Source organism: Streptomyces sp. NPDC002884 (genome assembly GCF_040295245.1).
Taxonomy (GTDB): domain Bacteria; phylum Actinomycetota; class Actinomycetes; order Streptomycetales; family Streptomycetaceae; genus Streptomyces.
Genome location: NZ_JBEOVB010000011.1, coordinates 45,898 through 71,718, shown reverse-complemented (window position 1 = coordinate 71,718; position 25,821 = coordinate 45,898). Strand labels below are relative to the sequence as shown.

General features: G+C 70.7%; 26 protein-coding genes. 23 read left to right on the top strand and 3 right to left on the bottom strand.

The window, feature by feature from the left end:
- Window positions 1-6: 6 nt before the first annotated feature.
- The gene (locus ABT070_RS22835; RefSeq protein WP_351763499.1) at window positions 7-978 is read right to left on the bottom strand and encodes an LLM class flavin-dependent oxidoreductase; all 972 of its coding nucleotides are present in this window, start codon (window positions 976-978) and stop codon (window positions 7-9) included.
- 90 nt (window positions 979-1,068) lie between these two features.
- Here ABT070_RS22835 and ABT070_RS22830 point away from each other — a divergent pair, with 90 nt between their 5' ends.
- Window positions 1,069-1,272, top strand: a complete 204-nt coding sequence (locus tag ABT070_RS22830) for a hypothetical protein (RefSeq protein ID WP_351763497.1) — start codon at window positions 1,069-1,071, stop codon at window positions 1,270-1,272.
- Between the two features lie 57 nt (window positions 1,273-1,329).
- Complete coding sequence (gene ftsY, locus ABT070_RS22825) at window positions 1,330-2,535, top strand: signal recognition particle-docking protein FtsY (protein WP_351763495.1); 1,206 nt, start codon at window positions 1,330-1,332, stop codon at window positions 2,533-2,535.
- Window positions 2,536-2,696: 161 nt separating this feature from the next.
- Here ftsY and ABT070_RS22820 read toward each other — a convergent pair whose 3' ends face one another.
- Entirely contained in the window at window positions 2,697-3,353 is a 657-nt protein-coding gene (locus ABT070_RS22820) for a bifunctional DNA primase/polymerase (protein ID WP_351763493.1), read from the bottom strand.
- A gap of 447 nt (window positions 3,354-3,800) precedes the next feature.
- Between ABT070_RS22820 and nsdA the strand changes: the two genes are divergently transcribed.
- The 7 genes from nsdA to ABT070_RS22785 all read left to right on the top strand — a co-directional run bounded on the left by nsdA (window position 3,801) and on the right by ABT070_RS22785 (window position 14,410).
- On the top strand, window positions 3,801-5,285 hold the full coding sequence (gene nsdA / locus ABT070_RS22815; RefSeq protein WP_351763491.1) for a transcriptional repressor NsdA: 1,485 nt from the start codon (window positions 3,801-3,803) through the stop codon (window positions 5,283-5,285).
- A 335-nt stretch (window positions 5,286-5,620) separates the two neighbouring features.
- Window positions 5,621-6,967 (top strand): ammonium transporter, encoded by a 1,347-nt coding sequence (locus ABT070_RS22810; protein WP_351763489.1) that lies wholly within the window; start codon window positions 5,621-5,623, stop codon window positions 6,965-6,967.
- Window positions 6,964-7,302 carry a P-II family nitrogen regulator gene (locus ABT070_RS22805; protein WP_003997576.1) on the top strand — a complete coding sequence of 113 codons (339 nt, stop codon included), beginning with the start codon at window positions 6,964-6,966 and terminating at the stop codon, window positions 7,300-7,302. Before ABT070_RS22810 ends, ABT070_RS22805 begins: the two co-directional genes overlap by 4 nt.
- 26 nt (window positions 7,303-7,328) lie before the next feature.
- Complete coding sequence (locus ABT070_RS22800; RefSeq protein ID WP_351763488.1) at window positions 7,329-9,776, top strand: [protein-PII] uridylyltransferase; 2,448 nt, start codon at window positions 7,329-7,331, stop codon at window positions 9,774-9,776.
- Window positions 9,777-9,898: 122 nt separating this feature from the next.
- A complete protein-coding gene (gene ffh, locus ABT070_RS22795) occupies window positions 9,899-11,449 on the top strand; it encodes a signal recognition particle protein (RefSeq protein WP_351763486.1) in 1,551 nt (516 codons plus the stop codon).
- Window positions 11,450-11,928: 479 nt separating this feature from the next.
- Window positions 11,929-13,221, top strand: a complete 1,293-nt coding sequence (locus tag ABT070_RS22790; protein WP_451101370.1) for a COG1361 family protein — start codon at window positions 11,929-11,931, stop codon at window positions 13,219-13,221.
- Between the two features lie 253 nt (window positions 13,222-13,474).
- Window positions 13,475-14,410: an alpha/beta fold hydrolase gene (locus ABT070_RS22785; RefSeq protein WP_351763484.1), complete on the top strand. Its 936-nt coding sequence runs from the start codon at window positions 13,475-13,477 to the stop codon at window positions 14,408-14,410.
- 30 nt (window positions 14,411-14,440) lie between these two features.
- Here the strand turns inward: ABT070_RS22785 and ABT070_RS22780 are convergent, their stop codons facing one another.
- Window positions 14,441-15,322 carry an SAM-dependent methyltransferase gene (locus tag ABT070_RS22780; RefSeq protein WP_351763482.1) on the bottom strand — a complete coding sequence of 294 codons (882 nt, stop codon included), beginning with the start codon at window positions 15,320-15,322 and terminating at the stop codon, window positions 14,441-14,443.
- 199 nt (window positions 15,323-15,521) lie between these two features.
- Here ABT070_RS22780 and proS point away from each other — a divergent pair, with 199 nt between their 5' ends.
- The 14 genes from proS (at window position 15,522) to ABT070_RS22710 (ending at window position 25,821) form a co-directional block, all read left to right on the top strand.
- Window positions 15,522-16,937 (top strand): proline--tRNA ligase, encoded by a 1,416-nt coding sequence (gene proS / locus ABT070_RS22775; protein WP_351763480.1) that lies wholly within the window; start codon window positions 15,522-15,524, stop codon window positions 16,935-16,937.
- 261 nt (window positions 16,938-17,198) lie between these two features.
- Window positions 17,199-17,795 (top strand): hypothetical protein, encoded by a 597-nt coding sequence (locus ABT070_RS22770; protein ID WP_351763478.1) that lies wholly within the window; start codon window positions 17,199-17,201, stop codon window positions 17,793-17,795.
- 285 nt (window positions 17,796-18,080) lie between these two features.
- On the top strand, window positions 18,081-18,500 hold the full coding sequence (gene rpsP / locus ABT070_RS22765) for a 30S ribosomal protein S16 (protein WP_351763476.1): 420 nt from the start codon (window positions 18,081-18,083) through the stop codon (window positions 18,498-18,500).
- Window positions 18,501-18,505: 5 nt separating this feature from the next.
- Window positions 18,506-18,745, top strand: a complete 240-nt coding sequence (locus ABT070_RS22760) for an RNA-binding protein (protein ID WP_003973401.1) — start codon at window positions 18,506-18,508, stop codon at window positions 18,743-18,745.
- A 105-nt stretch (window positions 18,746-18,850) separates the two neighbouring features.
- Window positions 18,851-19,477, top strand: a complete 627-nt coding sequence (gene rimM, locus ABT070_RS22755) for a ribosome maturation factor RimM (RefSeq protein WP_351763474.1) — start codon at window positions 18,851-18,853, stop codon at window positions 19,475-19,477.
- Window positions 19,477-20,310, top strand: coding sequence for a tRNA (guanosine(37)-N1)-methyltransferase TrmD (trmD, locus tag ABT070_RS22750; RefSeq protein WP_351763472.1), 834 nt, complete (start codon window positions 19,477-19,479; stop codon window positions 20,308-20,310). Before rimM ends, trmD begins: the two co-directional genes overlap by 1 nt.
- Before the next feature lie 137 nt (window positions 20,311-20,447).
- Complete coding sequence (gene rplS, locus ABT070_RS22745; protein ID WP_020128707.1) at window positions 20,448-20,798, top strand: 50S ribosomal protein L19; 351 nt, start codon at window positions 20,448-20,450, stop codon at window positions 20,796-20,798.
- Between the two features lie 45 nt (window positions 20,799-20,843).
- Window positions 20,844-21,578: a signal peptidase I gene (gene lepB / locus ABT070_RS22740; RefSeq protein ID WP_351763470.1), complete on the top strand. Its 735-nt coding sequence runs from the start codon at window positions 20,844-20,846 to the stop codon at window positions 21,576-21,578.
- Complete coding sequence (gene lepB / locus ABT070_RS22735) at window positions 21,571-22,668, top strand: signal peptidase I (protein WP_351763468.1); 1,098 nt, start codon at window positions 21,571-21,573, stop codon at window positions 22,666-22,668. Before lepB (ABT070_RS22740) ends, lepB (ABT070_RS22735) begins: the two co-directional genes overlap by 8 nt.
- Window positions 22,556-23,536 (top strand): signal peptidase I, encoded by a 981-nt coding sequence (gene lepB, locus ABT070_RS22730; protein WP_351763466.1) that lies wholly within the window; start codon window positions 22,556-22,558, stop codon window positions 23,534-23,536. Before lepB (ABT070_RS22735) ends, lepB (ABT070_RS22730) begins: the two co-directional genes overlap by 113 nt.
- A gap of 122 nt (window positions 23,537-23,658) precedes the next feature.
- Window positions 23,659-24,435 carry a signal peptidase I gene (gene lepB, locus ABT070_RS22725; RefSeq protein ID WP_351763464.1) on the top strand — a complete coding sequence of 259 codons (777 nt, stop codon included), beginning with the start codon at window positions 23,659-23,661 and terminating at the stop codon, window positions 24,433-24,435.
- Window positions 24,425-24,961, top strand: coding sequence for an NUDIX hydrolase (locus ABT070_RS22720; RefSeq protein ID WP_351763462.1), 537 nt, complete (start codon window positions 24,425-24,427; stop codon window positions 24,959-24,961). Before lepB (ABT070_RS22725) ends, ABT070_RS22720 begins: the two co-directional genes overlap by 11 nt.
- Before the next feature lie 56 nt (window positions 24,962-25,017).
- The gene (locus tag ABT070_RS22715) at window positions 25,018-25,326 is read left to right on the top strand and encodes a DUF2469 domain-containing protein (RefSeq protein WP_005311352.1); all 309 of its coding nucleotides are present in this window, start codon (window positions 25,018-25,020) and stop codon (window positions 25,324-25,326) included.
- Between the two features lie 87 nt (window positions 25,327-25,413).
- Entirely contained in the window at window positions 25,414-25,821 is a 408-nt protein-coding gene (locus ABT070_RS22710) for a YraN family protein (protein WP_351763460.1), read from the top strand.

The following is a 25,821-nucleotide window of genomic DNA, read 5'->3' as shown; positions in this document are numbered from 1 at the left end:
CCCGGCTCACCCGTCGAGCCGGGGCAGCACGTTCTCGCAGAACAGCCGCAGTCCGCGCCATCCCTCCGCCGTCGGCATCCCGCCCGCCAACGGATGCAGGACGAGGTTGTCCAGCCCCTGCGCCACGCACTCGTCCGGCGTGAGGATCCGGTAGACCCCCTCGTCCCGGAGCTCCTCGACGCTGCCCGCCGCCGACCGCACCGCCGAGCGGATCTCGCCCGACTGCCAGGAGGCGTACGTCCGTGCCTCGTGCAGGAAGTGTTCGCCGTACTCGGCCCACGCCCGGTCCGGGTCCTCGGCGATGTGCAGCAGCGGGGTCTCGGCGGCCGGCATCATCGTCCAGCCCTCGGTCCCGTACTCGACGAGCCGCTCCTTGTAGTACGCCTCCAGCTCCGGCAGGTGCGCGCTGGGGAAGAAGGGCAGGCCGAGCCGGGCGGCCCGGCGGGCGGCGGCCTTGGAGGAGCCGCCGACCAGCAGCAGGGGGTGCGGCTCGGAGGACGGACGCGGGGTGACCCGTACCGTACGGCCCCGGTACTCGAACTCCTCGCCGGTCCAGGCTCTGAGCAGGGTGTCGAGCAGTTCGTCCTGCAGCCGCCCGCGCCGCTTCCAGTCCACGCCCGCGCGCTCGTACTCCTCGGGCCGGTAGCCGATGCCGGCGACCGTGACCAGCCGGCCGCCGCTCAGCAGGTCGAGCACCGCGATGTCCTCGGCCAGCCGCAGCGGGTCGTGCAGCGGGCCGATCACCGCCGAGACCGTGACCGCGAGCCGCCGGGTCGCGCCGAGCACGGCGCCCGCGAAGGCGAACGGCGACGGCAGCCAGTTGTTCTCGGCCCCGTGATGCTCCTCGGTCTGCACGGTCGTGACCCCGCACTCGTCGGCGTACGCGGCCATCTCCAGAGCGGCCCGATACCGCACACCGAGCTCGGCCGGGGTCGCGCCGGGAGCGACGAGGTTGAAACGGACGACGGTGACGGGCATGGGAGACCCCCTTCGGCGGATGTGTGGGGACCGTAGCTGACGGTATGTCAGATGGCCATGGGTCGGGCCGCCCGACCGTGGGCTCGGGCCATGACTCGACCCGTCGTGCCGACCGACCCGCGGAACGAGGCCGACCGGGGTCGCGTCGCCCTCTGGCTCGACGCCGACGACCTGCGGTGGCTCGCCGAGCACTGCTGCTGCCCCGAGGACGCGTCGGAGGAGGAGGCGGACCGCTGCCTGCGCCTGCGCTTCCGGGCGTGGGCCGCGCTGCACAAGAGTGGCGCGGCCGACTAGCCGTACGGACCGGGGATCAGGGCCCCTGGGCGGGGAGGGATGGATACTGGACGCGTTATGGAAACCGTCATCCTTGCTGTAGTCATCGCCGTGGTCGTGCTCGGTGTGCTCGGCGGGCTCGTGGTCGGCAGTCGACGGAAGAAGTCGCTGCCCCCGCCGCCCCCCACCGCGCCCGACATCACCGCCCCTCCGGCCGAACCGCACGTCGGCGACGAGGCCGAGACACCGCGCGACGAACCGCGCCGCACGATAGAGGAGGTGGATCTTCCCGACGGCGGCTCGACCGGCACCGCCGTCGAGGAACCGCCCGTTCTCGAGGTTCCCGAGCTCGAGATCCCCGAGCCCACCGAGGGGCGGCTGATCCGCCTCCGCGCCCGGCTGTCCCGCTCGCAGAACGCCCTCGGCAAGGGCCTGCTCACGCTGCTCTCCCGCGAGCACCTCGACGAGGACACCTGGGAGGAGATCGAGGACACGCTGCTCACCGCCGACGTCGGCGTGCAGCCCACCCAGGAACTGGTCGAGCGGCTGCGCGAGCGCGTCCGGGTGCTCGGCACCCGCACCCCCGAGGAGCTGCGCGCCCTGCTGCGCGAGGAGCTGCTCAAGCTGGTCGGCACCGACGTCGACCGCACCGTGAAGACCGAGCCCGAGGAGCGCAAGCCGGGCATCGTGATGGTCGTCGGGGTCAACGGCACCGGCAAGACCACCACCACCGGCAAGCTCGCCCGGGTGCTGGTGGCCGACGGGCGGACCGTCGTCCTGGGCGCCGCCGACACCTTCCGCGCCGCCGCCGCCGACCAGCTCCAGACCTGGGGCGAGCGCGTCGGCGCCCACACCGTGCGCGGCCCGGAGGCCGGCGACCCCGCCTCCGTCGCGTTCGACGCGGTGAAGGAGGGCAAGGAGATGGGGGTGGACGTCGTCCTCATCGACACCGCGGGCAGGCTGCACACCAAGACCGGCCTCATGGACGAGCTCGGCAAGGTCAAGCGGGTCGTCGAGAAGCACGCGCCGCTCGACGAGGTGCTGCTCGTCCTCGACGCCACCACCGGGCAGAACGGTCTCGTCCAGGCCCGGGTCTTCGCCGAGGTCGTGAACATCACCGGCATCGTCCTGACCAAGCTGGACGGTACGGCGAAGGGCGGCATCGTGGTCGCGGTCCAGCGCGAGCTGGGCGTCCCGGTCAAGCTGATCGGACTCGGCGAGGGTGCGGACGACCTGGCGCCGTTCGTACCGGAGGCGTTCGTGGATGCTCTTATCGGCGACTGAGCGCCATTGCATACCGTCCACGGACCGCGACCGTCGATTGAGGTACCGCGACGGTGACCGGCCAGGTCCGCGAGAGCGACACCGCCGGACGTACGAAGGCCGAAGCGCCCGCCCCCAGGTGCAGTGGGAGCGGGCGCTCGGCTGTCCGCGGGCGGTACGGCTCAGGCGCGCGAGCGGTGCGCCAGATAGGCCAGGGTGCCCAGCAGCAGGCGGGCCTCCGGGGGGCGGGTCGCCGAGTCCAGCGCGGGTGGGCGCAGCCAGCGGACCGGGCCGAGGCCGCCGCGGTCGGAGGGCGGGGCCGTGATGTGCGTACCGGGGCCGAGGCCGCGCAGGTCCAGGGCGGTCGGGTCGTCCCACCCCATGCGGTAGAGCAGGCCGGTCAGTTCGGCGGCGGCGCCCGGGGCGACGAAGAACTGGGTACGGCCCTCGGGGGTGGCGGTGACCGGGCCGAGGGGGAGTCCCATGCGCTCCAGCCGGACCAGGGCGCGACGGCCGGCGGGTTCGGCGACGTCGATCACGTCGAACGCGCGTCCGACGGGCAGCATGATCGCGGCGCCCGGGAACTCCGACCAGGTCCTGCTCACGTCGTCGAGAGTGGCTCCGGCGGGGACCCGGGGGGCGAACGGCAGGGGGTGCGCGCCGGGTTCGCGGCAGTCGGGGCGCCCGCACGAGCAGACGCCCGCCGCGGCCCGCGCGCCCGGCAGCGCGTCCCAGCCCCAGAGTCCCGTGAACTCGGCGACGGCGGTGCACTCGGACGAGCGACCGCGCCTGCGCGCGCCGGAGCGGATCTCGCGAATGCCGCCGATCGTGAAGCCCATGCCCCCTCCAACGGGTTCGACGCGCCGATGGTTACGCAGTGATCGGTCGTCGTGACTCTGTGTGCTTCCGCTTCCCGTCGACCGCCCGATCCAGGCAGCGCCTGGAAGCGCTCCGGGTGGTGTGTCGGGTCGTGCGCGCCCCTGAATGCTTCGCTCCGCCCACTCCCGGCCGTCCTATGTCAAGTGAATCGCGTACGAGCCACCGGGAGTTCATTCGAAGGGGTGGCGAATGGTGGCGTTTCCGGGATCCTCGTGGCCGGAGCCGTGATCGTAGGATTACTTTGAGTGTGCGGGTCCTGGAGGCACATGCGCTTGTGGGTATGCCGGAGGCAAGTCGGCTTTCCGTTCGAAGGGTGACAAGTACCGTACGGCGGGCTGTATTTACCGGCATTCTGATAAGGCTTGGCGCACTCAGTGACAAGTGGTCTCAGGGATGGGGGCGTTCCAGTGGGCGGCAACGGCGGAAGCGGAAACAACGCTGCGGGTGGGGACAAGCGCCCGAACGAGCTGCTCTCTTCGTGGTTCGTGCGCAGCGGCTGGTCGAAGGGCGAACTCGCCCGTCAAGTCAACCGCCGGGCGCGCCAGTTGGGCGCCAATCACATCTCCACGGACACCTCGCGCGTGCGCCGCTGGCTGGACGGCGAGAACCCGCGCGAGCCCATCCCCAGGATCCTGTCGGAGCTGTTCTCCGAGCGGTTCGGCTGTGTCGTCTCCGTCGAGGACCTCGGGCTGCGGGCCGCGCGCCAGGCACCCTCCGTGACCGGCGTCGACCTGCCGTGGACGGCCCCGCAGACGGTGGCCCAGCTCAGCGAGTTCTCGCGCAGCGACCTGATGCTGGCACGGCGTGGCTTCCTCGGGACCTCGCTGGCCCTGTGCGCGGGCCCGTCCCTCATCGAGCCCATGCAGCGCTGGCTCGTCCCCTCGCCGCCCGCCCCGCTCGAGGAGCCGGACTCGGTTCCGACCAGCCGGGCCCGCGGCCGGCTCTCCCGGCCCGAGCTGGACCTGCTGGAGTCCACCACCGTGATGTTCCGGCAGTGGGACGCCCAGTGCGGCGGCGGGCTGCGCCGCAAGGCGGTCGTCGGGCAGCTGCACGAGGTGACGGATCTGCTCCAGGAGCCCCAGCCCGAGTCCACCGCGCGGAGGCTCTTCAAGGTCGCCGCCGAACTGGCCGAGCTCGCGGGCTGGATGAGCTACGACGTCGGACTCCAGCCCACCGCGCAGAAGTACTTCGTCCTCGCCCTGCACGCGGCGAAGGAGGCCGGCGACCGGCCGCTCGGAAGTTACGTGCTGTCCAGCATGAGCCGTCAGATGATCCACCTCGGCCGGCCCGAGGACGCCCTGGAACTGATCCACCTCGCGCAGTACGGCAGCCGGGACTGCGCGAGCCCGCGCACCCAGTCCATGCTGTATGCGATGGAGGCCCGCGCCTACGCCAACATGGGTCAGCCCGGCCGGTGCAAGCGGGCGGTGCGGATGGCCGAGGACACCTTCGCCGAGTCGGACGAGTGGGACGAGCCGGACCCCGACTGGATCCGCTTCTTCTCCGAGGCCGAGCTCTACGGCGAGAACAGCCACTCGTTCCGCGACCTCGCCTATGTCGCCGGCCGCAGTCCCACGTACGCCTCGCTGGCCGAGCCCCTGATGCGCAAGGCCGTGAAGCTGTTCGAGGGCGACCACGACCACCAGCGGTCATATGTGCTGAACCTGATCGGCATGGCCACCGTGCACCTCCTCCAGCGCGAGCCCGCGCAGAGCGCCACCCTCGCCACACAGGCCATGAAGGAGGCCAAGAAGGTGCGCTCCGAGCGCGTCAACACTCGTATCCGAAAGACGGTCGACAGCGCCGTACGCGATTTCGGGGATCTCTCCGAGGTCGTGGACCTGACCGAGCGGCTCACCATCGAGCTGCCGGAGACGGCCGAAGCTGTCTGATCCGGCTGCTCCACAGAGCAGGACCCTGAACTCCGGCCGCGGCCGGCCCTCCCGAACTGCCCGACTCGGCTCCCCCAGCCAGGTCATTCGGAAGGCCGTCCGCGGCCGGTTTGTTGCGTTCTTCGAAGGTTGCGCCACGATAACGATCCATTCGACGAACATCAGGCAGTTCATCGAGGCGTAACGCACAAGGCACCTTCGTCACAGCGGCGAAACAACGAGGGGCGTCCACCGAAACGGCGCTGCGCGAATCTCATGGCGCATAACCGGCCCACCCCTCACGACCCGCTCTGGCTTCGCCCGCACGGGGCCGTACCTACGACGAGGAGACGCCGATGGCACAGGCCGCCATCACGCTTGCGGCGGACGCACCCACGCTGTCGTCCGCGAACACAGGCTTCATGCTCATCTGTTCCGCACTGGTACTGATCATGACCCCGGGCCTCGCCTTCTTCTACGGAGGCATGGTCCGCGTCAAGAGCACGCTCAACATGTTGATGATGAGCTTCATCAGCATCGGGATCGTCACCATCCTGTGGGTGTTGTACGGCTTCTCCCTCGCTTTCGGTACCGACTCCGGCAGCCTCATCGGCTGGAACTCCGACTGGGTGGGCCTCAGCAACATCGGCCTGACGGAGCTGTGGGACGGCTACACCATCCCGATCTTCGTGTTCATGGTCTTCCAGATGATGTTCGCGATCATCACGCCCGCCCTGATAAGCGGTGCCCTCGCCGACCGCGTCAAGTTCTCCGCGTGGGCGCTGTTCGTCGCCCTGTGGGCCACGGTCGTCTACTTCCCGGTCGCGCACTGGGTCTGGGGCGCCGGCGGCTGGGCCTTCGAGCTGGGTGTCATCGACTTCGCCGGTGGTACGGCGGTGCACATCAACGCCGGTGCCGCCGCCCTCGGCGTGATCCTCGTCATCGGCAAGCGGGTCGGGTTCAAGAAGGACCCGATGCGCCCGCACAGCCTGCCGCTGGTCATGCTCGGCGCCGGTCTGCTGTGGTTCGGCTGGTTCGGCTTCAACGCCGGCTCGTGGCTCGGCAACGACGACGGCGTCGGCGCGCTGATGTTCGTCAACACGCAGGTCGCCACCGCCGCCGCCATGCTCGCCTGGCTCGTCTACGAGAAGATCCGCCACGGCGCGTTCACCACGCTGGGCGCCGCCTCCGGCGCGGTCGCCGGTCTGGTCGCCATCACCCCCTCGGGTGGTGCGGTCACCCCGCTCGGCGCGATCGCCGTCGGCGCCATCGCCGGTCTGCTGTGCGCCATGGCCGTCGGCCTGAAGTACAAGTTCGGCTACGACGACTCGCTCGACGTCGTCGGCGTCCACCTGGTCGGCGGTGTCGTCGGCTCCCTGCTGATCGGCTTCTTCGCCAGCGGCAAGGGCCAGTCCACGGCGACCGGTGTCTTCTACGGCAACCACTCCTTCGACCAGCTGTGGAAGCAGTGCGCCGGAGTCTTCGCGGTCCTCGCCTACTCGCTGGTGGCCTCCGCGATCCTCGCCTTCATCCTCGACAAGACCATCGGCATGCGGGTCTCCGAGGACGACGAGGTGGCCGGCATCGACCAGGCCGAGCACGCCGAGACCGCATACGACTTCAGCGGGGCCGGCGGCGGCTCCGCCCGTACGACCGCCCTCCCGACCGCGGTCACCGACGCGAGCAAGAAGGTGGACGCATGAAGCTCATCACCGCCGTCGTGAAGCCCCACCGGCTCGACGAGATCAAGGAAGCCCTGCAGGCCTTCGGCGTCCACGGTCTCACGGTCACCGAGGCCAGCGGTTACGGTCGTCAGCGGGGACACACCGAGGTCTACCGCGGCGCCGAGTACACGGTCGACCTGGTTCCCAAGATCCGCATCGAGGTGCTGGCCGAGGACGACGACGCCGAGCAGCTGATCGACGTCATCGTCAAGGCGGCCCGCACGGGCAAGATCGGTGACGGCAAGGTCTGGTCCCTCCCGGTCGAGACGGCCGTACGGGTCCGCACCGGCGAGCGCGGCCCGGACGCGCTCTGACGGCAGAACAGAACAGGAGTCGCTGGGTGACGAGTACGGACGTGCGCAAGGATGCAGAGGACTCGGGACCCAGCGGCTACGCGGCGGCCCGGCTGCGCCTCCTCACCGAGGGGGCGCGGTCCGGGCCGCCGCGCCGTTCCGCCCTCGCGGAACTGACCGACGACTGGCTGTCGGGGCTCTTCACGGCCGGCACCGAGGATCTGAAGGGCGTGTCCCTGGTCGCCGTCGGCGGCTACGGCCGGGGCGAGCTGTCCCCGCGCAGCGACCTCGACCTCCTCCTTCTGCATGACGGCGCCGACCCCAAGGCGGTCGCCGCCCTCGCCGACCGGCTCTGGTACCCGGTGTGGGACCTGGGCCTCGCCCTGGACCACTCCGTCCGCACCCCGGCGGAGGCCCGCAGGACCGCCGGGGAGGATCTCAAGGTCCAGCTCGGCCTCCTCGACGCCCGCCACCTCGTCGGCGACCCCGGACTGACCGCGGGACTGCGGACGGCCGTCCTCGCCGACTGGCGCAACCAGGCGCCCAAGCGCCTCCCCGAGCTCCAGGAACTCTGCGCCGAGCGCGCCGAACGCCAGGGCGAGCTCCAGTACCTGCTGGAGCCGGACCTGAAGGAGGCGCGGGGCGGGCTGAGGGACGCCACCGCGCTGCGGGCCGTCGCCGCCTCCTGGCTGGCCGACGCGCCCCGCGAGGGCCTCGACGACGCCCGGCGCCGGCTCCTCGACGTACGGGACGCCCTGCACCTGACCACCGGCCGCGCCACCGACCGCCTGGCCCTCCAGGAACAGGACCAGGTGGCCGTCGAGCTGGGCCTGCTGGACGCCGACACACTGCTGCGGCAGGTGTACGAGGCGGCCCGCGTCATCTCGTACGCGAGTGATGTCACCTGGCGCGAAGTGGGGCGCGTGCTGCGGTCGCGCGCCGTGCGGCCCCGGCTGCGCGCCATGCTCGGGGGCGGCAAGCCCGTCGCCGAGCGCTCTCCGCTGGCCGAAGGGGTGGTGGAGCAGGACGGCGAGGTGGTGCTCGCCCGTGCCGCACGCCCCGAACGCGACCCCGTGCTCCCCCTGCGCGCCGCGGCGGCCGCCGCGCAGGCCGGTCTCCCGCTCTCCCTGCACGCCGTACGGCGCCTCGCCGCCACCGTGCGCCCGCTGCCCACGCCCTGGCCCGCCGAGGCCCGCGAGCAGCTCGTGACCCTGCTCGGTTCCGGCCAGCCCACCATCGAGGTCTGGGAGGCGCTGGAGGCCGAAGGCCTGATCACCCGGCTGCTGCCCGACTGGGAGCGGGTGCGCTGCCGGCCGCAGCGCAACGCCGTGCACATCTGGACCGTCGACCGGCACCTCATCGAGACCGCCGTGCGCGCCTCCGAGTTCACCCGCCGGGTCAGCCGCCCCGACCTCCTCCTGGTCTCCGCCCTGCTGCACGACATCGGCAAGGGCTGGCCCGGCGACCACTCGGTCGCGGGCGAGATCATCGCCAAGGACGTCGCCGCCCGGATCGGCTTCGACCGCGCCGACGTCGCCGTCCTCGCCACGCTCGTACGGCAGCACCTGCTGCTGATCGAGACGGCCACCCGGCGTGACCTGGAGGACCCGGCCACGGTCCGCTCGGTCGCCGACGCGGTCGGCTCGCAGAGCACCCTGGAGCTGCTGCACGCGCTCACCGAGGCGGACGCGCTGGCCACCGGCCCCGCCGCCTGGTCGTCCTGGCGAGGTTCGCTCGTGGCGGACCTGGTCAAGCGGGTGGCGGCGGTGCTCGCCGGGGACGAGCCCGAAGAGCCCGACGCCGCCGCGCCCACCGCCGAACAGGAACGGCTCGCCATCGAGGCGGTCGCCACCGGCAGCCCGGTGCTGGCCCTCCGCGCCCAGACCGAGCCCTCCACGGAGGACCGGCCTGCGGACGACCCCGAGCCGCTCGGCGTGGAGCTGCTCATCGCCGTACCCGACCAGGAGGGCGTGCTGCCCGCGGTCGCCGGTGTCCTCGCCATGCACCGTCTGACCGTCCGCACCGCCGAGCTGCGCGCCCTGGACCTGCCGAGCGGGGTCGAGGGTTCCGTCCTGCTGCTGAACTGGCGGGTCGCCGCCGAGTACGGCTCCCTGCCCCAGGCGGCCCGGCTGCGCGCCGACCTCGTACGCGCCCTGGACGGCTCGCTGGACATCGCCGGACGGCTGGCGGAACGGGATGCCGCCTACCCCCGCCGGCGGGGCGTGGTCGCGCCGCCGCCGCGGGTGACGGTGGCGTCGGCGGCCTCCCGGCACGCCACGGTCATCGAGGTACGCGCGCAGGACGCGCCGGGGCTGCTGTTCCGGATCGGACAGGCCTTGGAGGACGAGGGTCTGCGGGTCCGCAGCATGCACGTCTCGACCCTCGGCGCGAACGCCGTGGACGCCTTCTACGTCACCGGAACCGAGGGCACACCGCTGCCCGGCGACGAGGCCGCCTCGGTGACGCGCAAGCTGGAGGAGACCCTGCGGGCGTGACCGTGTGTCGCGTGGCACGCGTCCCCGCCCGCTGAATACAGCAGGCGGGGACGAATGTCTTGCGCGGCCGGATACCCTGGAAGACGCTCAGACTGCCCCCGACTCCGAGGACCGACGCCGCCGTGTTCGATACTCTTTCCGATCGCCTTTCAGCGACCTTCAAGAACTTGCGCGGCAAGGGGCGCTTGAGCGAAGCGGACATCGACGCCACGGCGCGCGAGATCCGCATCGCCCTCCTCGAAGCCGACGTGGCTCTGCCGGTCGTCCGCACGTTCATCAAGAACGTCAAGGAGCGCGCCCTCGGCGCCGATGTCTCCCGGGCGCTGAACCCCGCCCAGCAGGTCCTGAAGATCGTCAACGAGGAACTCGTCACGATCCTCGGCGGCGAGACCCGGCGACTGCGGTTCGCCAAGCAGCCGCCGACCGTGATCATGCTGGCCGGTCTCCAGGGCGCCGGTAAGACCACCCTCGCCGGCAAGCTCGGCCACTGGCTCAAGGAGCAGGGCCACTCGCCGCTGCTCGTCGCCGCCGACCTCCAGCGCCCCAACGCCGTCAACCAGCTCAGCGTCGTCGCCGAGCGCGCCGGTGTGGCCGTGTACGCTCCGCAGCCCGGAAACGGGGTGGGCGACCCGGTCCAGGTCGCCAGGGACTCCATCGAGTACGCCAAGGTCAAGGTCCACGACATCGTGATCGTGGACACCGCCGGCCGCCTCGGCATCGACGCCGAGCTGATGCGGCAGGCCGCGGACATCCGCGACGCCGTCTCGCCCGACGAGATCCTCTTCGTCGTCGACGCGATGATCGGCCAGGACGCCGTCAACACCGCCGAGGCCTTCCGCGACGGCGTGGGCTTCGACGGTGTCGTGCTCTCGAAGCTCGACGGCGACGCCCGCGGTGGCGCGGCCCTGTCGATCGCCTCGGTGACCGGCAAGCCGATCATGTTCGCGTCGAACGGCGAGAAGCTGGACGAGTTCGACGCCTTCCACCCTGACCGGATGGCCTCCCGCATCCTCGACATGGGTGACCTCCTCACCCTGATCGAGCAGGCGGAGAAGACGTTCAGTCAGGAAGAGGCCGAGAAGATGGCCTCCAAGCTGGCGTCCAAGAAGGGCCAGGACTTCACCCTGGACGACTTCCTGGCCCAGATGGAGCAGGTCAGGAAGATGGGCAGCATCAGCAAGCTGCTCGGCATGCTGCCCGGCATGGGTCAGATCAAGGACCAGATCGCCAACCTCGACGAGCGTGACGTCGACCGCACGGCCGCGATCATCAAGTCGATGACCCCGGCCGAGCGCCAGGACGCGACGATCATCAACGGCTCGCGCCGCGCCCGTATCGCCAAGGGTTCCGGTGTCGAGGTCAGCGCGGTCAAGGGCCTGGTCGAGCGGTTCTTCGAGGCCCGCAAGATGATGTCCCGGATGGCCCAGGGCGGCGGCATGCCCGGGATGCCGGGGATGCCGGGCATGGGCGGCGGCGCCGGCCGGCAGAAGAAGCAGCCGAAGCAGGCCAAGGGCAAGCAGCGCTCCGGCAACCCGATGAAGCGCAAGCAGCAGGAGCTGGAGGAGGCCCAGCGCCGCGAGGCCCAGGCCCAGGGCGGCAACGCGCTCGGACTGCCGCAGCAGGGCGCCCAGGACTTCGAGCTGCCGGACGAGTTCAAGAAGTTCATGGGCTGACGGCTGACGGCTGACGGCTGACCGATGACTGACGGCCCGACGGCCTGACGCACCCGGCCCGGCGCAGGGCCGATCCCGTTCGTAGGCCATGTGGGGCGCTCCTCCGTTCACGGAGGGGCGCCCCACACGGCGTATCCGGCCCCGGGACGGGTGGGCTCGCACGGTGGTGATGGGCACTCCGCGGAGGTCGTCGACCACGACCACGACCACGACGTCGGGCCGGGGCGGCCAGAGGTGGTGCCCTGCCTGCTCTGCGGGTTCTCGTGAGGCGAGCGGGTTGGCCGGCAGCCGCATGTTCTCCGACAGGGCCGGAAAACCCGGGCGCGGCGGGCTGCCCTGCCATGTGATGATCCTGCCGGCGCGCCGGGGCTGCCGGTGCGTCAGTCGTGTTACCACACCCTTGGGGGGTAGCAATGAGACTGTTCTCTGCCGGACGCCCGTTACACCTCAGATCCGGCGCCGCCGTGCTGGTGGCCTGCTTGCTGACTGCCGGTGTCGCCGCACCCGCGTTCGCCGCCGACGACCCGCCGCAGACCGACCAGTTGTGGATCAAGAAGCCGTACCAGCACACACTGCCGCTCGGCATCGACGGCGGTCAGCCGCAGTCCCGCACCCTCGGCGTCGGCATCTACCACGACAACGGGAACTTCACGGTGACCGACGGCAGGCTCACCGTCGACGTCTCCGAGCTCGCCGGGGTCGCCGAGGTGACCTGGCCCGACAACTGCACGCCGAGCGGCGCCAGCGCCGTGTGCGACATCCCCGTGGTTCCCACCACGGGAGCCGACCAGGTACTCCTGACCGTGCGCGCGGCCGACGGCGCCGAGGTCGGCGCACAGGGCAGGATCACGTACGAGGCGACGGCCACCGGTGGGCCCGACGGCACGCTCACCGCGCCGCACGAGAGCTTCGAGACCACGCTCACCGTCGGTTCCGGGCCCGACCTCGCCATCGCCCCCCTCGACGACATCAAGGACGCTCAGCCCGGCGACGAGCGGACGATCCCGTTCAAGGTCACCAACAACGGCAACGAGAGCGCGAACGGGTTCACCGTCACGTTCCACACCTCGTACGGTCTGACGGATCTGACCCGGTACGACGCCTGCACCTACACCGCGGCGGAGGACAACGGCTATCCGCCGACGGCCACGGCCCACTGCACGTTCGACCAGGTCCTGGCGCCGGGAGACTCCTTCGAACTGCCCGAGCCGCTGACGGTACGACTCACCCCGCGCGCACTGGCCGAGCGCTTCGACATCGATGTCGAGCCGAGTGCCGGCGCTCAGGACCTCGACCCCCGGAACGACTACACGGCCCTCCAGATCCGCGCGGTGAACACCGCGGACTTCTCCGTGACCGGTGATGCCATCTCCGGCGCGGCGGGCGAGACGGCCACGGCCGAGCTCACGTTCAAGAACAACGGACCGGCCTGGCTCGGCCACCTCGGCTCCGGCGATCCGGTCGCCGTGGTCCGGCTGATCGTGCCCCCGGGCACCAAGGTCACTGGCGTGCCGTCGGGCTGCTACCCGCACACCCTCGACGGCGGCTACTACCCGAGGCCGGCGGGCGCCCCGCGCTACGACTGCTATCTGCCGTACTGGGTGCTGGAGGACACCCAGCGCACGTTCGCGTTCCCCGTACGCATCGACACGGTGGTGCCCGGCGCGACCGGTGCCGTGAGCATCCACCCCTCGTTCGGCGAGTTCGGCGAGTACGAGAACACCTTCGACCCGGACCTCACGAACAACACGGCGGTCCTGGCCGTCAACTGACCGGCCCGGGAGGTTCGGGGCAGCCGTTCGAGCGGCGGCTCTGAACCGCCCGGCCCTTGCGGAGGTCTGTTTCCCCGGGCGGCGGCCGGAGACGTCAGATCGCTGATCGCCTACGGGGGGGGGGTAGCCCCACCTCGCACGCTCGTATCAGCCGCACCACCGACACGCGTGCCAGCCGGATTCTGTGGTCGATCCATTCACCGAATGATGGATATCGCAGTCTCCCCAGCACCCGTAGTCCAAAGGATCAGTCATGCCGCGAGCCACCCCCCACCGCCGGTCCGTGAACCGGGCCCTGTCGGCCCTCGCCCTGGTGGCCGTGACCGCCGGAGCCGTCACGGCCTGCGGCGACCATGACTCCGCCGCCCGGCACCCGACCGCGCCGTCCGCCACCTCGTCCGCCTCGCCGGGGACCGGCCGGGCGGGCGAAACGACGCAGCGCCTGATCGACAACGGCGGTCACCGTCTGGCCTTCCACGTCACACAGGGCCACGGCTCCACCATCGTCCTGGACTCGGGCGGCGGCGAGGACTCCTCCTACTGGAAGGACCTCGTCCCCAGGCTGCACGCGGCCACCGGCGCCACTGTCGTCACCTACGACCGGGCCGGACTCGGCCAGAGCGACGTGGTGCCCGGCCCGTGGAAGGTCGAAGGCGCCGTCAGCGACCTCGAGGCGGGGCTCCGGCAGCTGGGCGTCACCAAGAACGTGACCCTGGTGTCCCACTCCCAGGCCGGCGAGATCGCGACCTACTTCGCCAGGAGCAATCCGAAGATGCTCTCCGGTGCGGTCCTCGTCGACGCCAACCTGCCCCAGCTCTTCACGGACGAGGAGATCGCCCGCCTCGTGGCCTTCAGTCGGCCCCAGGTCGACGTGGCGAAGAAGAACCCGGACGATCCCCGCAACCGCCAGCTCATCTCCACCGCGGAGAGCTTCGTCCCGACGAACCGGGCCTACCACGAGGTCACCTGGCCGGACGCGGTACCGGCCACGGTCATCGTCTCGGAGAAGACCCCGTTCGACGGATCTCCCGAGGACGCCCGGCGCTGGCGGGACGCCGCCGCCTCGTTCGTCCAGGCCGGCCCCCATCGCACGCTCGTCACCGCCGAGGGCAGCTCCCACGACGTCCCGAAGGACCGCCCCGACCTCGTGCTCGAGGAGATCGAAAGCATGGTCGCCACACAGCACTGACGGGCGTGCTCCTCGGGGGACGCGACCGCTTCAGGGAGTTCGCGCGATCAGGTACCGGAACACGTTCGGCATCCATACCGTCCCGTCCGCGCGCCGGTACGGGTGCAGTGCCTCGGTCAGTTCCTTCTCGACCTGCGCCAGGTCCGTCGCCGCGACCGCCGCGTCGAACAGCCCGGTGGACAGCAGGCCCTTGAGGGCGCTCTCCACGTCGGCGTACCCGAAGGGGCAGGCCACCCGCCCCGATCCGTCCGGCTTGAGACCGGCCCGCCCGGCGACCTCCTCCAGGTCGTCGCGCAGCGCCGGGCGCAGCCGGACCGTGCCGCCGCGCAGCGGATCGGCCAGCTTGACCGCGACCCGCAGCACCGCGGACGTCGCGCAGCGTTCCGGCGGGCCCCAGCCGACGAGCACCACGGGCGTCCCGCGCGCGGCGAGCGGCGTCGTGCCCGCGAGCAGGGCGCCGAGCCCGTCCGCGTCGCCCGCGAGACAGCCGATCGGCTCGAAGGCGGTCACCAGGTCGTACGCGCGCGTGCCCGGGCCGGCCGTGTCCTTCGGCAACCGGTCGGTGAGGCGGATGCCGCCGCTGTCCCCTCGCGGGCCCGCGGCCCCTTTCGCGGGCTCCTTCGGCAGCAGGCGTTCGCGCGCGAGGGTCAGCCGTTCGGGGGAGGAGGACTCGACACCGGTGAGGGCCGCCGCACCTCTGGAGGCCGCCATCAGCAGGGCGAGCCCGGAGCCGCAGCCGAGGGCGAGGAGCCGGGTGCCGGGCCCTACGTCGAGTCGCTCGTAGACGGCCTCGTAGAGCGGGACCAGCATCCGCTCCTGGATCTCCGACCAGTCACGCGCGCGTGCACCCGGGTCCGCGCGGGGCGTCGGCCCCGCGAGTGGCAGGTGCTGCCGCACGAGCGTAGGTGTCATGGATAAGCGCCCCAATCCGCCGAGATTTGCCGCAGTTTCCGGTCAGGTGGCCCCCGTGCAGTGCGCTCGCACTTCCCCCGTATGCCAGGTAACTCCCCGTACGCGACCGCGTCCAGAGGTCTCGGGCACCCCTTTGCGCGCCCGCTGTGCCTGTGGCGAGAATTCACATCCCGGCAACCTGGGGCCGTACCATCGCGCCATGGCAAAGGCTCCCGTTCTCACCCCGCGGGCGGACGACTTCCCCCGCTGGTACCAGGATCTGATCAACAAGGCGGAACTGGCCGACAACGGCCCGGTGCGCGGCACCATGGTGATCCGACCGTACGGTTACGGACTGTGGGAGCGGATGCAGGCGGAGATGGACGCCCGCATCAAGGAGACGGGCACCGAGAACGCGTACTTCCCGCTGCTGATCCCGCAGTCCTACCTCACGCGTGAGGCGGACCATGTCGAGGGATTCGCACCCGAGTTGGCCGTGGTGACGCACGGGGGCGGCAAGGAGCTGGAGGAGCCGGCGGTCGTCCGGCCCACCTCCGAGACCATCGTCAACGAGTACTTCTCCAAGTGGGTGCAGAGCTACCGCGACCTGCCCCTGCTGATCAACCAGTGGGCCAACGTGGTGCGTTGGGAGCTGCGGCCCCGGCTCTTCCTGCGGACGTCCGAGTTCCTCTGGCAGGAGGGGCACACCGCGCACGCCACGTACGAGGAGGCCCGCGACTTCGCCGCGCGCATCCAGCGCGAGGTCTACGGCGACTTCCTGGAGAACGTCCTCGCGATCGACTTCGTCTCCGGCCGCAAGACGGTCAAGGAGCGCTTCGCGGGAGCCGTCAACACCCTCACCCTCGAGAGCATGATGGGCGACGGCAAGGCCCTCCAGATGGTCACCAGCCATGAGCTGGGCCAGAACTTCGCCAAGGCCTTCAACACCCGCTACCTGTCGAAGGAGGGCACTCAGGAGCTCGTCTGGCAGACCTCCTGGGGATCGACGACCCGCATGATCGGCGCCCTGGTGATGTCCCACGGCGACGACGACGGACTGCGGGTGCCGCCGCGGCTGGCGCAGGTCCAGGTCGTCGTCCTCGCGATCAAGGACGACGAGGCGGTTCTGGCCAAGGTCCGCGAGCTGGGCGACCGGCTGAAGGCGGCCGGGCTGCGGGTCCGGGTCGACGACCGCACCGACGTCCCCTTCGGGCGGCGCGCGGTCGACTGGGAGCTCAAGGGCGTGCCCGTCCGTGTCGAGATCGGACCCCGTGACCTGGAGAACGGCACCGCGATGCTGGCCCGCCGTATCCCGGGAGGCAAGGAGCCGGTGGCGATCGACGCGCTCGTTGGACTGCTGCCCGTCGTCCTCGAGGAGGACCAAGCGCTGCTGCTGAAGCAGTCCCGTGAGCGCCGCGAGTCCCGCACCACGGACGTGTCGACGATCCAGGAGGCGGCCGAGGCGGCCGCCGCCGGCGGCTGGGCGCGCGTCCCGTGGGCGACGCTCGGCGAAGAAGGCGAGGCCAGGCTGGCCGAGCAGTCGCTGACCGTACGGTGTCTGATCGCGGAGGACGGGTCGGTGCCGGACGACGGGGACGCCCCCGGTAACGTCGCGATCGTCGCGCGCGCTTACTGAGACAGCGCCCTCCGCGCGCGAGAGCGACCGAAACGTCTCTTGCGCCCCTGCGGAACATCCCTCCCCCGGCGCGCGGACCTCGTCTACGCGCCGGGTCGTACGTGGGCCTACGCACCAGCTTGGTAGGAGCTGTGAGGCTTCTCCGCAGATCAGCGCACCCGCCCTCGTCAGGACGCATCAGCGGCAACTGACGGGTACGTGCAAATTATTTGGGATGGCCCGGAATAGGAACACTGGGGCACCCCCGCTCGTTGTCATTACGTGAGCACGACACAGACACCACCTGTTCTCGCCGCAGAACTGGCAGAGGCGTGGGCCGACATTCAGCGGTACCACCCCGAGCTGCCGGATCTTGCCGCGCCAGAGTCCCTGATCGGGGAGTCGTCGTCCGCCTGCGGTCACGAGCTCTCCTTCGAGCGGCTGCTTCACGAGGCAGTCCATGGCATCGCAGCCGCCCGCGGCGTCCGCGACACCTCCCGCGCCGGCCGCTACCACAACCGCAGATTCCTCGCGATCGCCGAGGAGCTGGGGCTGGACCACCCCGAGGAGCCCCACCCCAGCAGCGGTTTCTCCCTGGTCACGCTCAACCCCGAGGCCAAGCGGCGCTACCGCCCGACGATCGAACGCCTCCAGCGGGCCCTCAAGGCCCATCTGGCGGCCACCTCCGCCGACACCACCCGTACCTTCCGCGGTCCGGCGGCCCGGCACGGTTCCTCCGGCGGCGGTGTCCGGGTCAAGGCCGTGTGCGACTGCGGCCGCAATGTGCGGGTCGTACCGTCGGTCCTGGCCCAGGCGCCGATCGTGTGCGGGGGCTGCGGCAAGCCGTTCCGGATCCCGGAGATCGCGGGCGCGGCCTAGGCGCGTGCCGTCATGCACCGGCATCTCGTGGCTGCCGGTTCAGCGTGATGCGGGGCGCCGTCGAAGGCGGCGCCCCGCAAGCGCCGGGCGTCGCTGCCGCATGCCCGCAGACCACCCGCGGCCGGAAGGGGCCCGCGTGGTGTGGCACAATGGCTAGCTGTACTCGACAGTCGCACAGGACCCCTCTCTCCTCCGGCTGACGCGTCCATCGGGCACTCGGGTACCGCAACCCCACGCGGCAATCTGCCGTGCCCAACCACGTCAAGACCAGGAGACACCACTTCCGTGGCAGTCAAGATCAAGCTGAAGCGTCTGGGCAAGATCCGCGCGCCTCACTACCGCATCGTCGTCGCCGACTCCCGCACCCGTCGTGACGGTCGTGCGATCGAGGAGATCGGCAAGTACCAGCCGACGTACCACCCGTCGATCATCGAGGTCGACGGCGACCGCGTGGCGTACTGGCTGGGTGTCGGCGCGCAGCCGACCGAGCCCGTGCTCGCCATTCTGAAGAAGACCGGCGACTGGCAGAAGTTCAAGGGCGAGCCCGCCCCGGCGCCCCTGCTCGTCGCCGAGCCGAAGAAGGCTCGCCCGGTGTTCGAGGCCCTCGGTGGCGACGACTCGGGCAAGGGTGAGGCCATCACCCAGAAGAAGAAGGCTGAGAAGAAGGACGAGGCTGCCGCCGAGTCCACGTCGACCGAGGCCTGAGCAGCATGCTCGAAGAGGCGCTTGAGCACCTCGTGAAGGGCATCGTCGACAACCCCGACGATGTGCAGGTCGCCTCGCGCAACCTGCGCCGCGGGCGCGTGCTCGAGGTCCGGGTCCACCCGGACGACCTCGGCAAGGTGATCGGTCGCAACGGCCGCACCGCACGCGCTCTGCGCACCGTCGTGGGCGCCATCGGCGGCCGTGGCGTCCGCGTCGACCTCGTCGACGTGGATCACGTCCGCTGACGCGTTTCGCAGCACCGGCTCGGGCCGGGGAGGGCCACTGGGCCGTCCCCGGCCCGTAGTCGTTACGGCAGTCGTGACGACAGGTACGACAGGAGATCTTCAGAAGTGCAGCTCGTAGTCGCGCGGATCGGCCGCGCCCACGGCATCAAGGGCGAGGTCACCGTCGAGGTACGCACCGACGAGCCCGAGCAGCGGCTCGCGCCCGGCGCCGTCCTGTCCACGGACCCGGCCTCGACCGGCCCGTTGACCATCGAGACCGGCCGCGTCCACAGCGGTCGTCTCCTCCTGCGCTTCGAGGGGGTGCGGGACCGCACCGCCGCCGAGGCCCTGCGCAACACCCTCCTGATCGCCGAGATCGATCCCGAGGAGCTGCCGGAGGAGGACGACGAGTACTACGACCACCAGCTGATGGACCTGGACGTGGTCACCAAGGACGGCGCCGAGGTCGGCCGGATCACCGAGATCTCGCATCTGCCCTCCCAGGACCTCTTCATCGTCGAGCGGCCCGACGGCAGCGAGGTGATGATCCCCTTCGTGGAGTCGATCGTCACCGAGATCGACCTCGAGCAGCAGCGGGCCGTCATCGACCCGCCGCCCGGTCTGATCGACGACCGCGCCGAGATCGTGTCCTCCCGCGACGCGGCCGAGGACGGGGACGCGGCGGACGGGGACGAGGGTGCGGACGGGGACGAGGGTGCGGACGGGGACACGGCGGACGGGGACCGGCCGTAATGCGCCTCGACGTTCTCACGATCTTCCCCGAGTACCTCGACCCGCTGAACGTCTCCCTCGTCGGCAAGGCACGCGCGCGTGGCCGGCTGGACGTACAGGTGCACGACCTGCGGGAGTGGACGTACGACCGGCACAACACGGTCGACGACACCCCCTACGGCGGCGGACCCGGCATGGTCATGAAGACCGACCCCTGGGGCGACGCCCTCGACACCGTCCTGGCCGACGGCTACGAGCGAGGCTCGCACACGCCCGCGATCGTCGTCCCGACCCCCAGCGGCCGGCCCTTCACCCAGGAGCTGGCGGTCGAGCTCTCCGAGCGTCCCTGGCTGATCTTCACCCCGGCCCGCTACGAGGGCATCGACCGGCGGGTCATCGACGAGTACGCCACCCGGATCCCGGTCTACGAGGTCTCCATCGGCGACTACGTCCTGGCCGGCGGGGAAGCCGCCGTCCTGGTCGTCACCGAGGCCGTGGCGCGACTCCTGCCCGGTGTGCTCGGCAACGCCGAGTCCCACCGCGACGACTCCTTCGCCCCCGGCGCCATGGCCAGCCTCCTGGAGGGCCCCGTCTACACCAAGCCGCCCGCCTGGCGCGGCCGGGAGATCCCCGAGGTGCTGCTCAGCGGCCACCACGGCAGGATCGCCCGCTGGCGCCGCGACGAGGCCCTGCGGCGCACGACGGCCAACCGGCCCGACCTGATCGAGCGCTGCGAGCCCGCGACCTTCGACAAGAAGGACCGCGAGATGCTCTCCATCCTGGGCTGGATGCCCGACCCGGAGGGTGCGTCGTACGGTCGATTTTGGCGCAGGACCGACGACGTGGAAGAATGAGTCGCTGTTGTGCGCCGTCCGGTGTGCGCCCCTGCCGCAGGGGGACACGACGCCCGCCTCGACGGGCACACGGCACTCAATCCTCGAACATCTAGTTCCGTTGATGACCTGTGGCATCAGCGAAGAAAGCAGACGAAATGTCTCACCTGCTCGACTCTGTCGACGCCGCGTCGCTGCGCAGCGACGTCCCGGCCTTCCGCCCGGGTGACACCGTCAACGTCCACGTCCGCGTCATCGAGGGCAACCGCTCCCGTGTGCAGCAGTTCAAGGGCGTAGTCATCCGCCGCCAGGGCGCCGGTGTCCGCGAGACCTTCACGGTCCGCAAGGTCTCCTTCTCCGTCGGCGTCGAGCGCACCTTCCCGGTGCACACCCCGATCGTCGAGAAGATCGAGCTCGTCACCCGCGGTGACGTGCGTCGCGCCAAGCTCTACTACCTGCGCGAGCTGCGCGGCAAGGCCGCGAAGATCAAGGAGAAGCGCGACAACTGAGCGCCCTGAGGGGTTCATAGAGCGGCCGGATAGCATCTGGCCCCGATGGACACCGAAGCTCAGCCGACGACGGAGCGCGACCGCTCCTCCCACCCTTCCGTTCCCGCGGACGTCTCCCAGGAGACGACCCGGGAGGCGGAGGGACCGGAGGGACGGTCGCGTTTCGCGTTGGCGGCGCGGATCACGGGGTGGCTCCCGGGCGGCCGGATCAGTCTGACCCTGCTGATCTGCCTGCTGTTTTTGCTGGCCCTCAACGCATTCGTGGCACAACCATTCCAGATTCCCAGCGGATCCATGGAAAACGGATTGAGGATCGGCGACCGCGTTCTCGTAAATAAGTTGGCGTACCGTTTCGGTGCCGAGCCGCGGCGCGGCGATGTCGTGGTGTTCGACGGCACCGGGTACTTCGGGAACTTCGACTACATCAAGCGCGTCGTGGGTGTAGGGGGAGATCACGTGGTCTGCTGCGACAAGGAGGGGAGGATCAAGGTGAACGGCCGGTCGGTCGACGAGTCGACGTTCCTGTATCCCGGCGACCGTGCGTCCACGGTGGACTTCGACGTGGTCGTGCCCGACGGCACCCTGTTCGTCCTCGGTGACCACCGCAGTCACTCCCGTGACTCCCGGGACCACCTCGGCTCGCCGGGCGGCGGCATGATCCCCGTCGACCGGGTGATCGGCCGCGCCGACTGGATCCTCTGGCCCTACGCGCACCTCACCCGCCTGTCCCGCCCGAGCGCCTACGCGCGGGTGCCCGGCGCGGAGGGCGCCCGTGGGTAACCGCGGCAGGCCGCGCGGCATCCCGACCAGCGCCGCGGACAACCTGCTGCCCACCGGCGCCCGGCGCACCTCCAGCTCGGGCAGCGGCCGTACGCGCGCGGAGCGGCGCAAGCTCCAGCGCAAGGTCAAGCGCAAGCGCAGGCGCTCGGCCGTCCGGGAGATACCGCTGCTGGTCGGCGTCGCCGTTCTGATAGCGCTGGTCCTGAAGACGTTCCTCGTGCAGGCCTTCGTGATCCCGTCCGGCTCCATGGAGCAGACGATCCGGATCGGCGACCGTGTCCTGGTCGACAAGTTCACCCCGTGGTTCGGCTCCAAGCCCGAGCGCGGGGACGTCGTCGTCTTCAAGGACCCCGGAGGCTGGCTCAACGACGAGCAGACCACCGCCAAGAAGGAGGACCCGGTCGTCGTCAAGCAGATCAAGGAAGGGCTCACCTTCATCGGTCTGCTGCCGTCCGACAACGAGAAGGACCTCATCAAGCGGGTGGTCGGCGTGGGCGGCGACCGCGTCGTGTGCTGTGACACCCAGGGGCGGGTCACCGTCAACGGCGTGCCCCTGGAGGAGGGGGCGTATCTGTATCCCGGCAACGACCCCTCCAGCACGTCGTTCGACATCACCGTCCCCCAGGGGCGGCTGTGGGTGATGGGCGACCACCGGGCCAACTCCGCCGACTCCCGGGCCCACCAGAACACCGACTACGGCGGCACCGTCTCGGAGGACGAGGTGGTGGGGCGGGCCATGGTCATCGCCTGGCCGCTGGGTCACTGGGTCCGCCTCAAGGAACCGCAAACTTTTGCGTCCGTGACCGGCTCGGCCGCCACGGCGACCGCGTCCGCCCAGCTGTCGCATAGGGTTGCTCCCGGCGATCCGAACGGATCCGTTGGACAACTCCCGAGCCCTGCGGAACTCCCGCTCGTTATGGGAGTGGTGGTCCTGCGTCGTACGTGGGGCAGGCAGTGGCACAGAGTGAGGAGTTGGCGTGGGGGATGTGGCGGTTGGCGCACGGTCCGGGCACGACGGCGAGGAGCACCGCGGTCATCCCGTGGAAGCCGCCGACCCGGCTTCCGACAGCGCCGTGACCTCCGGGAGTGACCCGGCGGCGGGCGGCGACGGCCCGCCGGCGGACGAGCCGCCCCGGACCGGCGGCGAGGGGTCGGGCGGCCCGGCCCCGAAGCCGAAGAAGCCCCGCTCCTTCTGGAAGGAGCTGCCGATCCTGATCGGTATCGCGCTCGTCCTCGCGCTGCTGATCAAGACCTTCCTGGTGCAGGCGTTCTCCATCCCGTCCGCCTCGATGGAGAACACCCTCAAGGAGGGCGACCGGGTCCTCGTCGACAAGCTGACCCCGTGGTTCGGTTCCGAGCCGGAGCGCGGCGAGGTCGTCGTCTTCCACGACCCCGACAACTGGCTGGCGGGCGAGGCCACCGTCGATCCGAACGCCTTCCAGACCGTCCTCAGCTGGATCGGCCTGATGCCGTCCGCCGAGGAGAAGGACCTGATCAAGCGGGTCGTCGGCGTCGGTGGCGACACCATCTCGTGCAAGGGCACGGGCCCGCTCACGGTCAACGGCAAGGCGCTCAACGAGCCGTACGTCTACCCCGGCAACACCCCGTGCAGCCAGGACGACCAGGGCGGCCAGTTCACCGTGAAGGTGCCCAAGGGCTTCATCTGGGTCATGGGCGACCACCGTCAGAACTCGCGCGACTCGCGTTACAACCAGTCGGACAAGAACCACGGCATGGTCCCCGTCGACCAGGTCGTCGGCCGTGCCGTCGTCAAGGCCTGGCCGATCACCCGCTGGGGCACGCTGCCGGTGCCGGACACCTTCGACCAGGACGGTCTGAACACCCAGTCCGCGGCGTCCGCGGCGCTGACGGTCGCCCCGCAGGGCCTCGCGTTCGTCGGTGTCGTCCCGGTGGTCCTGTGGCGTCGTCGGCGCACCGAGGACTCCGCGGCCCGCTGACCTTCCGGCTTCCGCGCCGGCCGCCACTCGGCAAACCCTTTCCCAAGCTTGTGACCAAGGCTTGGGAAGACCGGCGAAGAAGGGCTGACCCGGTTCGGTACCGCCGGGTAGGGTGCGGATCCATGGGTGGCGAGAGCACGACACGTACGGCCCCGCACAGCGGCGGTGGCACCAGCAGTGGCCCGGTGGGCAGCCGGACCGGACAGCGCCTGTCCGGACTGGCCGTCGCACTGGGCCTCGTGCTGTTCCTCGGCGGATTCGGCTGGGGAGCCCTGATCTACCGGCCGTACACCGTGCCCACCAGTTCCATGAGCCCGACGATCGCCGCAGGCGACCGGGTGCTGGCCCAGCGCGTCGACGGCGACGAGGTGCGCCGCGGGGACGTCGTCGTCTTCACCGACAAGACCTGGGCGAGCAACGCGCCCGTGGTCAAGAGGGTCGTCGCGGTCGGCGGCGACACGGTCTCCTGCTGCACCGACGGCAAGCTGACCGTCAACGGCAAGCAGATCGAGGAACCGTATCTGCCCGCGGGCAGCCTCGCCGAGAACAAGAACGTCCCGACCGTGAAGGTCCCGGACGGCAGGCTGTTCCTGCTCGGCGACGAGCGGGAGGGCTCCCTGGACTCCACCGCCCACCTCACGGACGCGGCCCAGGGCACGGTCGCGCGCAGCGCCGTCGCGGCCCGGGTCGACGCCGTCGTCTGGCCCATGAAGGGCATGCTGGAGCGCCCCACGGGCTTCAAGGCGCTCGGCGCCCTCTCCCAGCCGGGCCCGCTGGGCACGATCGGCTGGCTGATCGTCGCCGGTGGTGTGCTGGTCCTCGGTGGCGCGGCCTACGGCCCGATCGCCAAGCGGACGTCCGGCCGCCGTGCCCGGCCGGAGGCGGCCGGTGCCCGCTGACCCCACGGACGAGCCGACCGGCGCGGGCGTCGACTCCTACGAGGGCGGGCTGCGCAAGGTCGCCCGGGTCGTCCTCCTCGACCCGCAGGACCGCATCCTCCTGCTGCACGGTCATGAGCCGGACGACCCCGCCGACAACTGGTGGTTCACCCCCGGTGGCGGGGTGGAGGGCGACGAGACCCGTGAGGAGGCGGCTCTGCGGGAACTCGTCGAGGAGACCGGCATCGCCGAGGTCGAGCTCGGCCCGGTGCTGTGGCGGCGGATGTGCTCCTTCCCCTTCGCCGGCCGCCGCTGGGACCAGGACGAGTGGTACTACCTGGCCCGTACGACGGTCACGGCGACCCGTGCCACGGCCCTGACCGAACTGGAACGGCGCAGTGTCGCCGGAGCGCGCTGGTGGACGTGTCAGGAACTGACCCGGGCACATGAGACGGTGTATCCGACCAGACTCGCCGAGCTGCTGCGCACGCTGCTCGACGAAGGTCCTCCGGCCGGACCCGTCACCCTGGACACGGAAATCGTCTAGGGGCGCGCGGGACTGGCGCACAATGGGGAGATCGCACGGCTGAAGGGGAACATGCCATGAGCGCCGAGGACCTCGAGAAGTACGAGACCGAGATGGAGCTGAAGCTCTACCGGGAGTACCGCGATGTCGTCGGTCTGTTCAAATACGTGATCGAGACCGAGCGGCGTTTCTACCTCACCAACGACTACGAGATGCAGGTGCACTCGGTCCAGGGTGAGGTGTTCTTCGAGGTGTCGATGGCGGACGCCTGGGTGTGGGACATGTACAGGCCGGCCCGGTTCGTGAAGCAGGTGCGGGTGCTCACGTTCAAGGACGTGAACATCGAGGAGCTCAACAAGAGCGATCTGGAGCTTCCCGGGAGCTGATCCCCTTCGTGGAGCGCTCGTGCGGGTGACGGGGTTTTCCACAGCCGCCGGGTTCTCCACCAAGATCCTTTCCGCGGCGGCGGATGCGTGAGCGTGGGTGCCGGAGGTGGTGCCCACATGGACACGAACACGGATCTGGCCCGAGGCGCACTCGGCAGGTACGGCGAGGAACTGGCCGCACGGCGGCTGGTCGAGACCGGGATGACGGTCCTGGAGCGCAACTGGCGCTGCGGCAGGACCGGCGAGATCGACATCGTCGCGAGGGACGGCGACGTCCTGGTCGTCTGCGAGGTGAAGACCCGCAGCGGCGGCGGATTCCAGCACCCGATGGCCTCGGTGACGCCCGAGAAGGCCGAACGCCTGCGCTCCCTGGCCGAACGGTGGATCCAGGCGCACGGAGGAGCCCCGCCGGGCGGCGTCCGCATCGATCTGATCGGCGTCCTCCTGCCCCGCCGAGGCGCGGCCGTCGTCGAGCACGCGCGGGGGGTGGCCTGA

What these genes read in the sequence shown, in the direction of transcription:
- lepB (WP_351763464.1), top strand. Translation starts at nt 23,659, where the DNA reads ATGGGTGGCGAGAGCACGACACGTACGGCCCCGCACAGCGGCGGTGGC.
- ABT070_RS22805 (WP_003997576.1), top strand. Translation starts at nt 6,964, where the DNA reads ATGAAGCTCATCACCGCCGTCGTGAAGCCCCACCGGCTCGACGAGATC.
- trmD (WP_351763472.1), top strand. Translation starts at nt 19,477, where the DNA reads ATGCGCCTCGACGTTCTCACGATCTTCCCCGAGTACCTCGACCCGCTG.
- ftsY (WP_351763495.1), top strand. Translation starts at nt 1,330, where the DNA reads ATGGAAACCGTCATCCTTGCTGTAGTCATCGCCGTGGTCGTGCTCGGT.
- ABT070_RS22830 (WP_351763497.1), top strand. Translation starts at nt 1,069, where the DNA reads ATGACTCGACCCGTCGTGCCGACCGACCCGCGGAACGAGGCCGACCGG.
- ABT070_RS22835 (WP_351763499.1), bottom strand. Translation starts at nt 978, where the DNA reads ATGCCCGTCACCGTCGTCCGTTTCAACCTCGTCGCTCCCGGCGCGACC.
- ABT070_RS22780 (WP_351763482.1), bottom strand. Translation starts at nt 15,322, where the DNA reads ATGACACCTACGCTCGTGCGGCAGCACCTGCCACTCGCGGGGCCGACG.
- ABT070_RS22810 (WP_351763489.1), top strand. Translation starts at nt 5,621, where the DNA reads ATGGCACAGGCCGCCATCACGCTTGCGGCGGACGCACCCACGCTGTCG.
- lepB (WP_351763470.1), top strand. Translation starts at nt 20,844, where the DNA reads ATGGACACCGAAGCTCAGCCGACGACGGAGCGCGACCGCTCCTCCCAC.
- proS (WP_351763480.1), top strand. Translation starts at nt 15,522, where the DNA reads ATGGCAAAGGCTCCCGTTCTCACCCCGCGGGCGGACGACTTCCCCCGC.
- rplS (WP_020128707.1), top strand. Translation starts at nt 20,448, where the DNA reads ATGTCTCACCTGCTCGACTCTGTCGACGCCGCGTCGCTGCGCAGCGAC.
- ABT070_RS22715 (WP_005311352.1), top strand. Translation starts at nt 25,018, where the DNA reads ATGAGCGCCGAGGACCTCGAGAAGTACGAGACCGAGATGGAGCTGAAG.
- ABT070_RS22760 (WP_003973401.1), top strand. Translation starts at nt 18,506, where the DNA reads ATGCTCGAAGAGGCGCTTGAGCACCTCGTGAAGGGCATCGTCGACAAC.
- ABT070_RS22820 (WP_351763493.1), bottom strand. Translation starts at nt 3,353, where the DNA reads ATGGGCTTCACGATCGGCGGCATTCGCGAGATCCGCTCCGGCGCGCGC.
- ABT070_RS22785 (WP_351763484.1), top strand. Translation starts at nt 13,475, where the DNA reads ATGCCGCGAGCCACCCCCCACCGCCGGTCCGTGAACCGGGCCCTGTCG.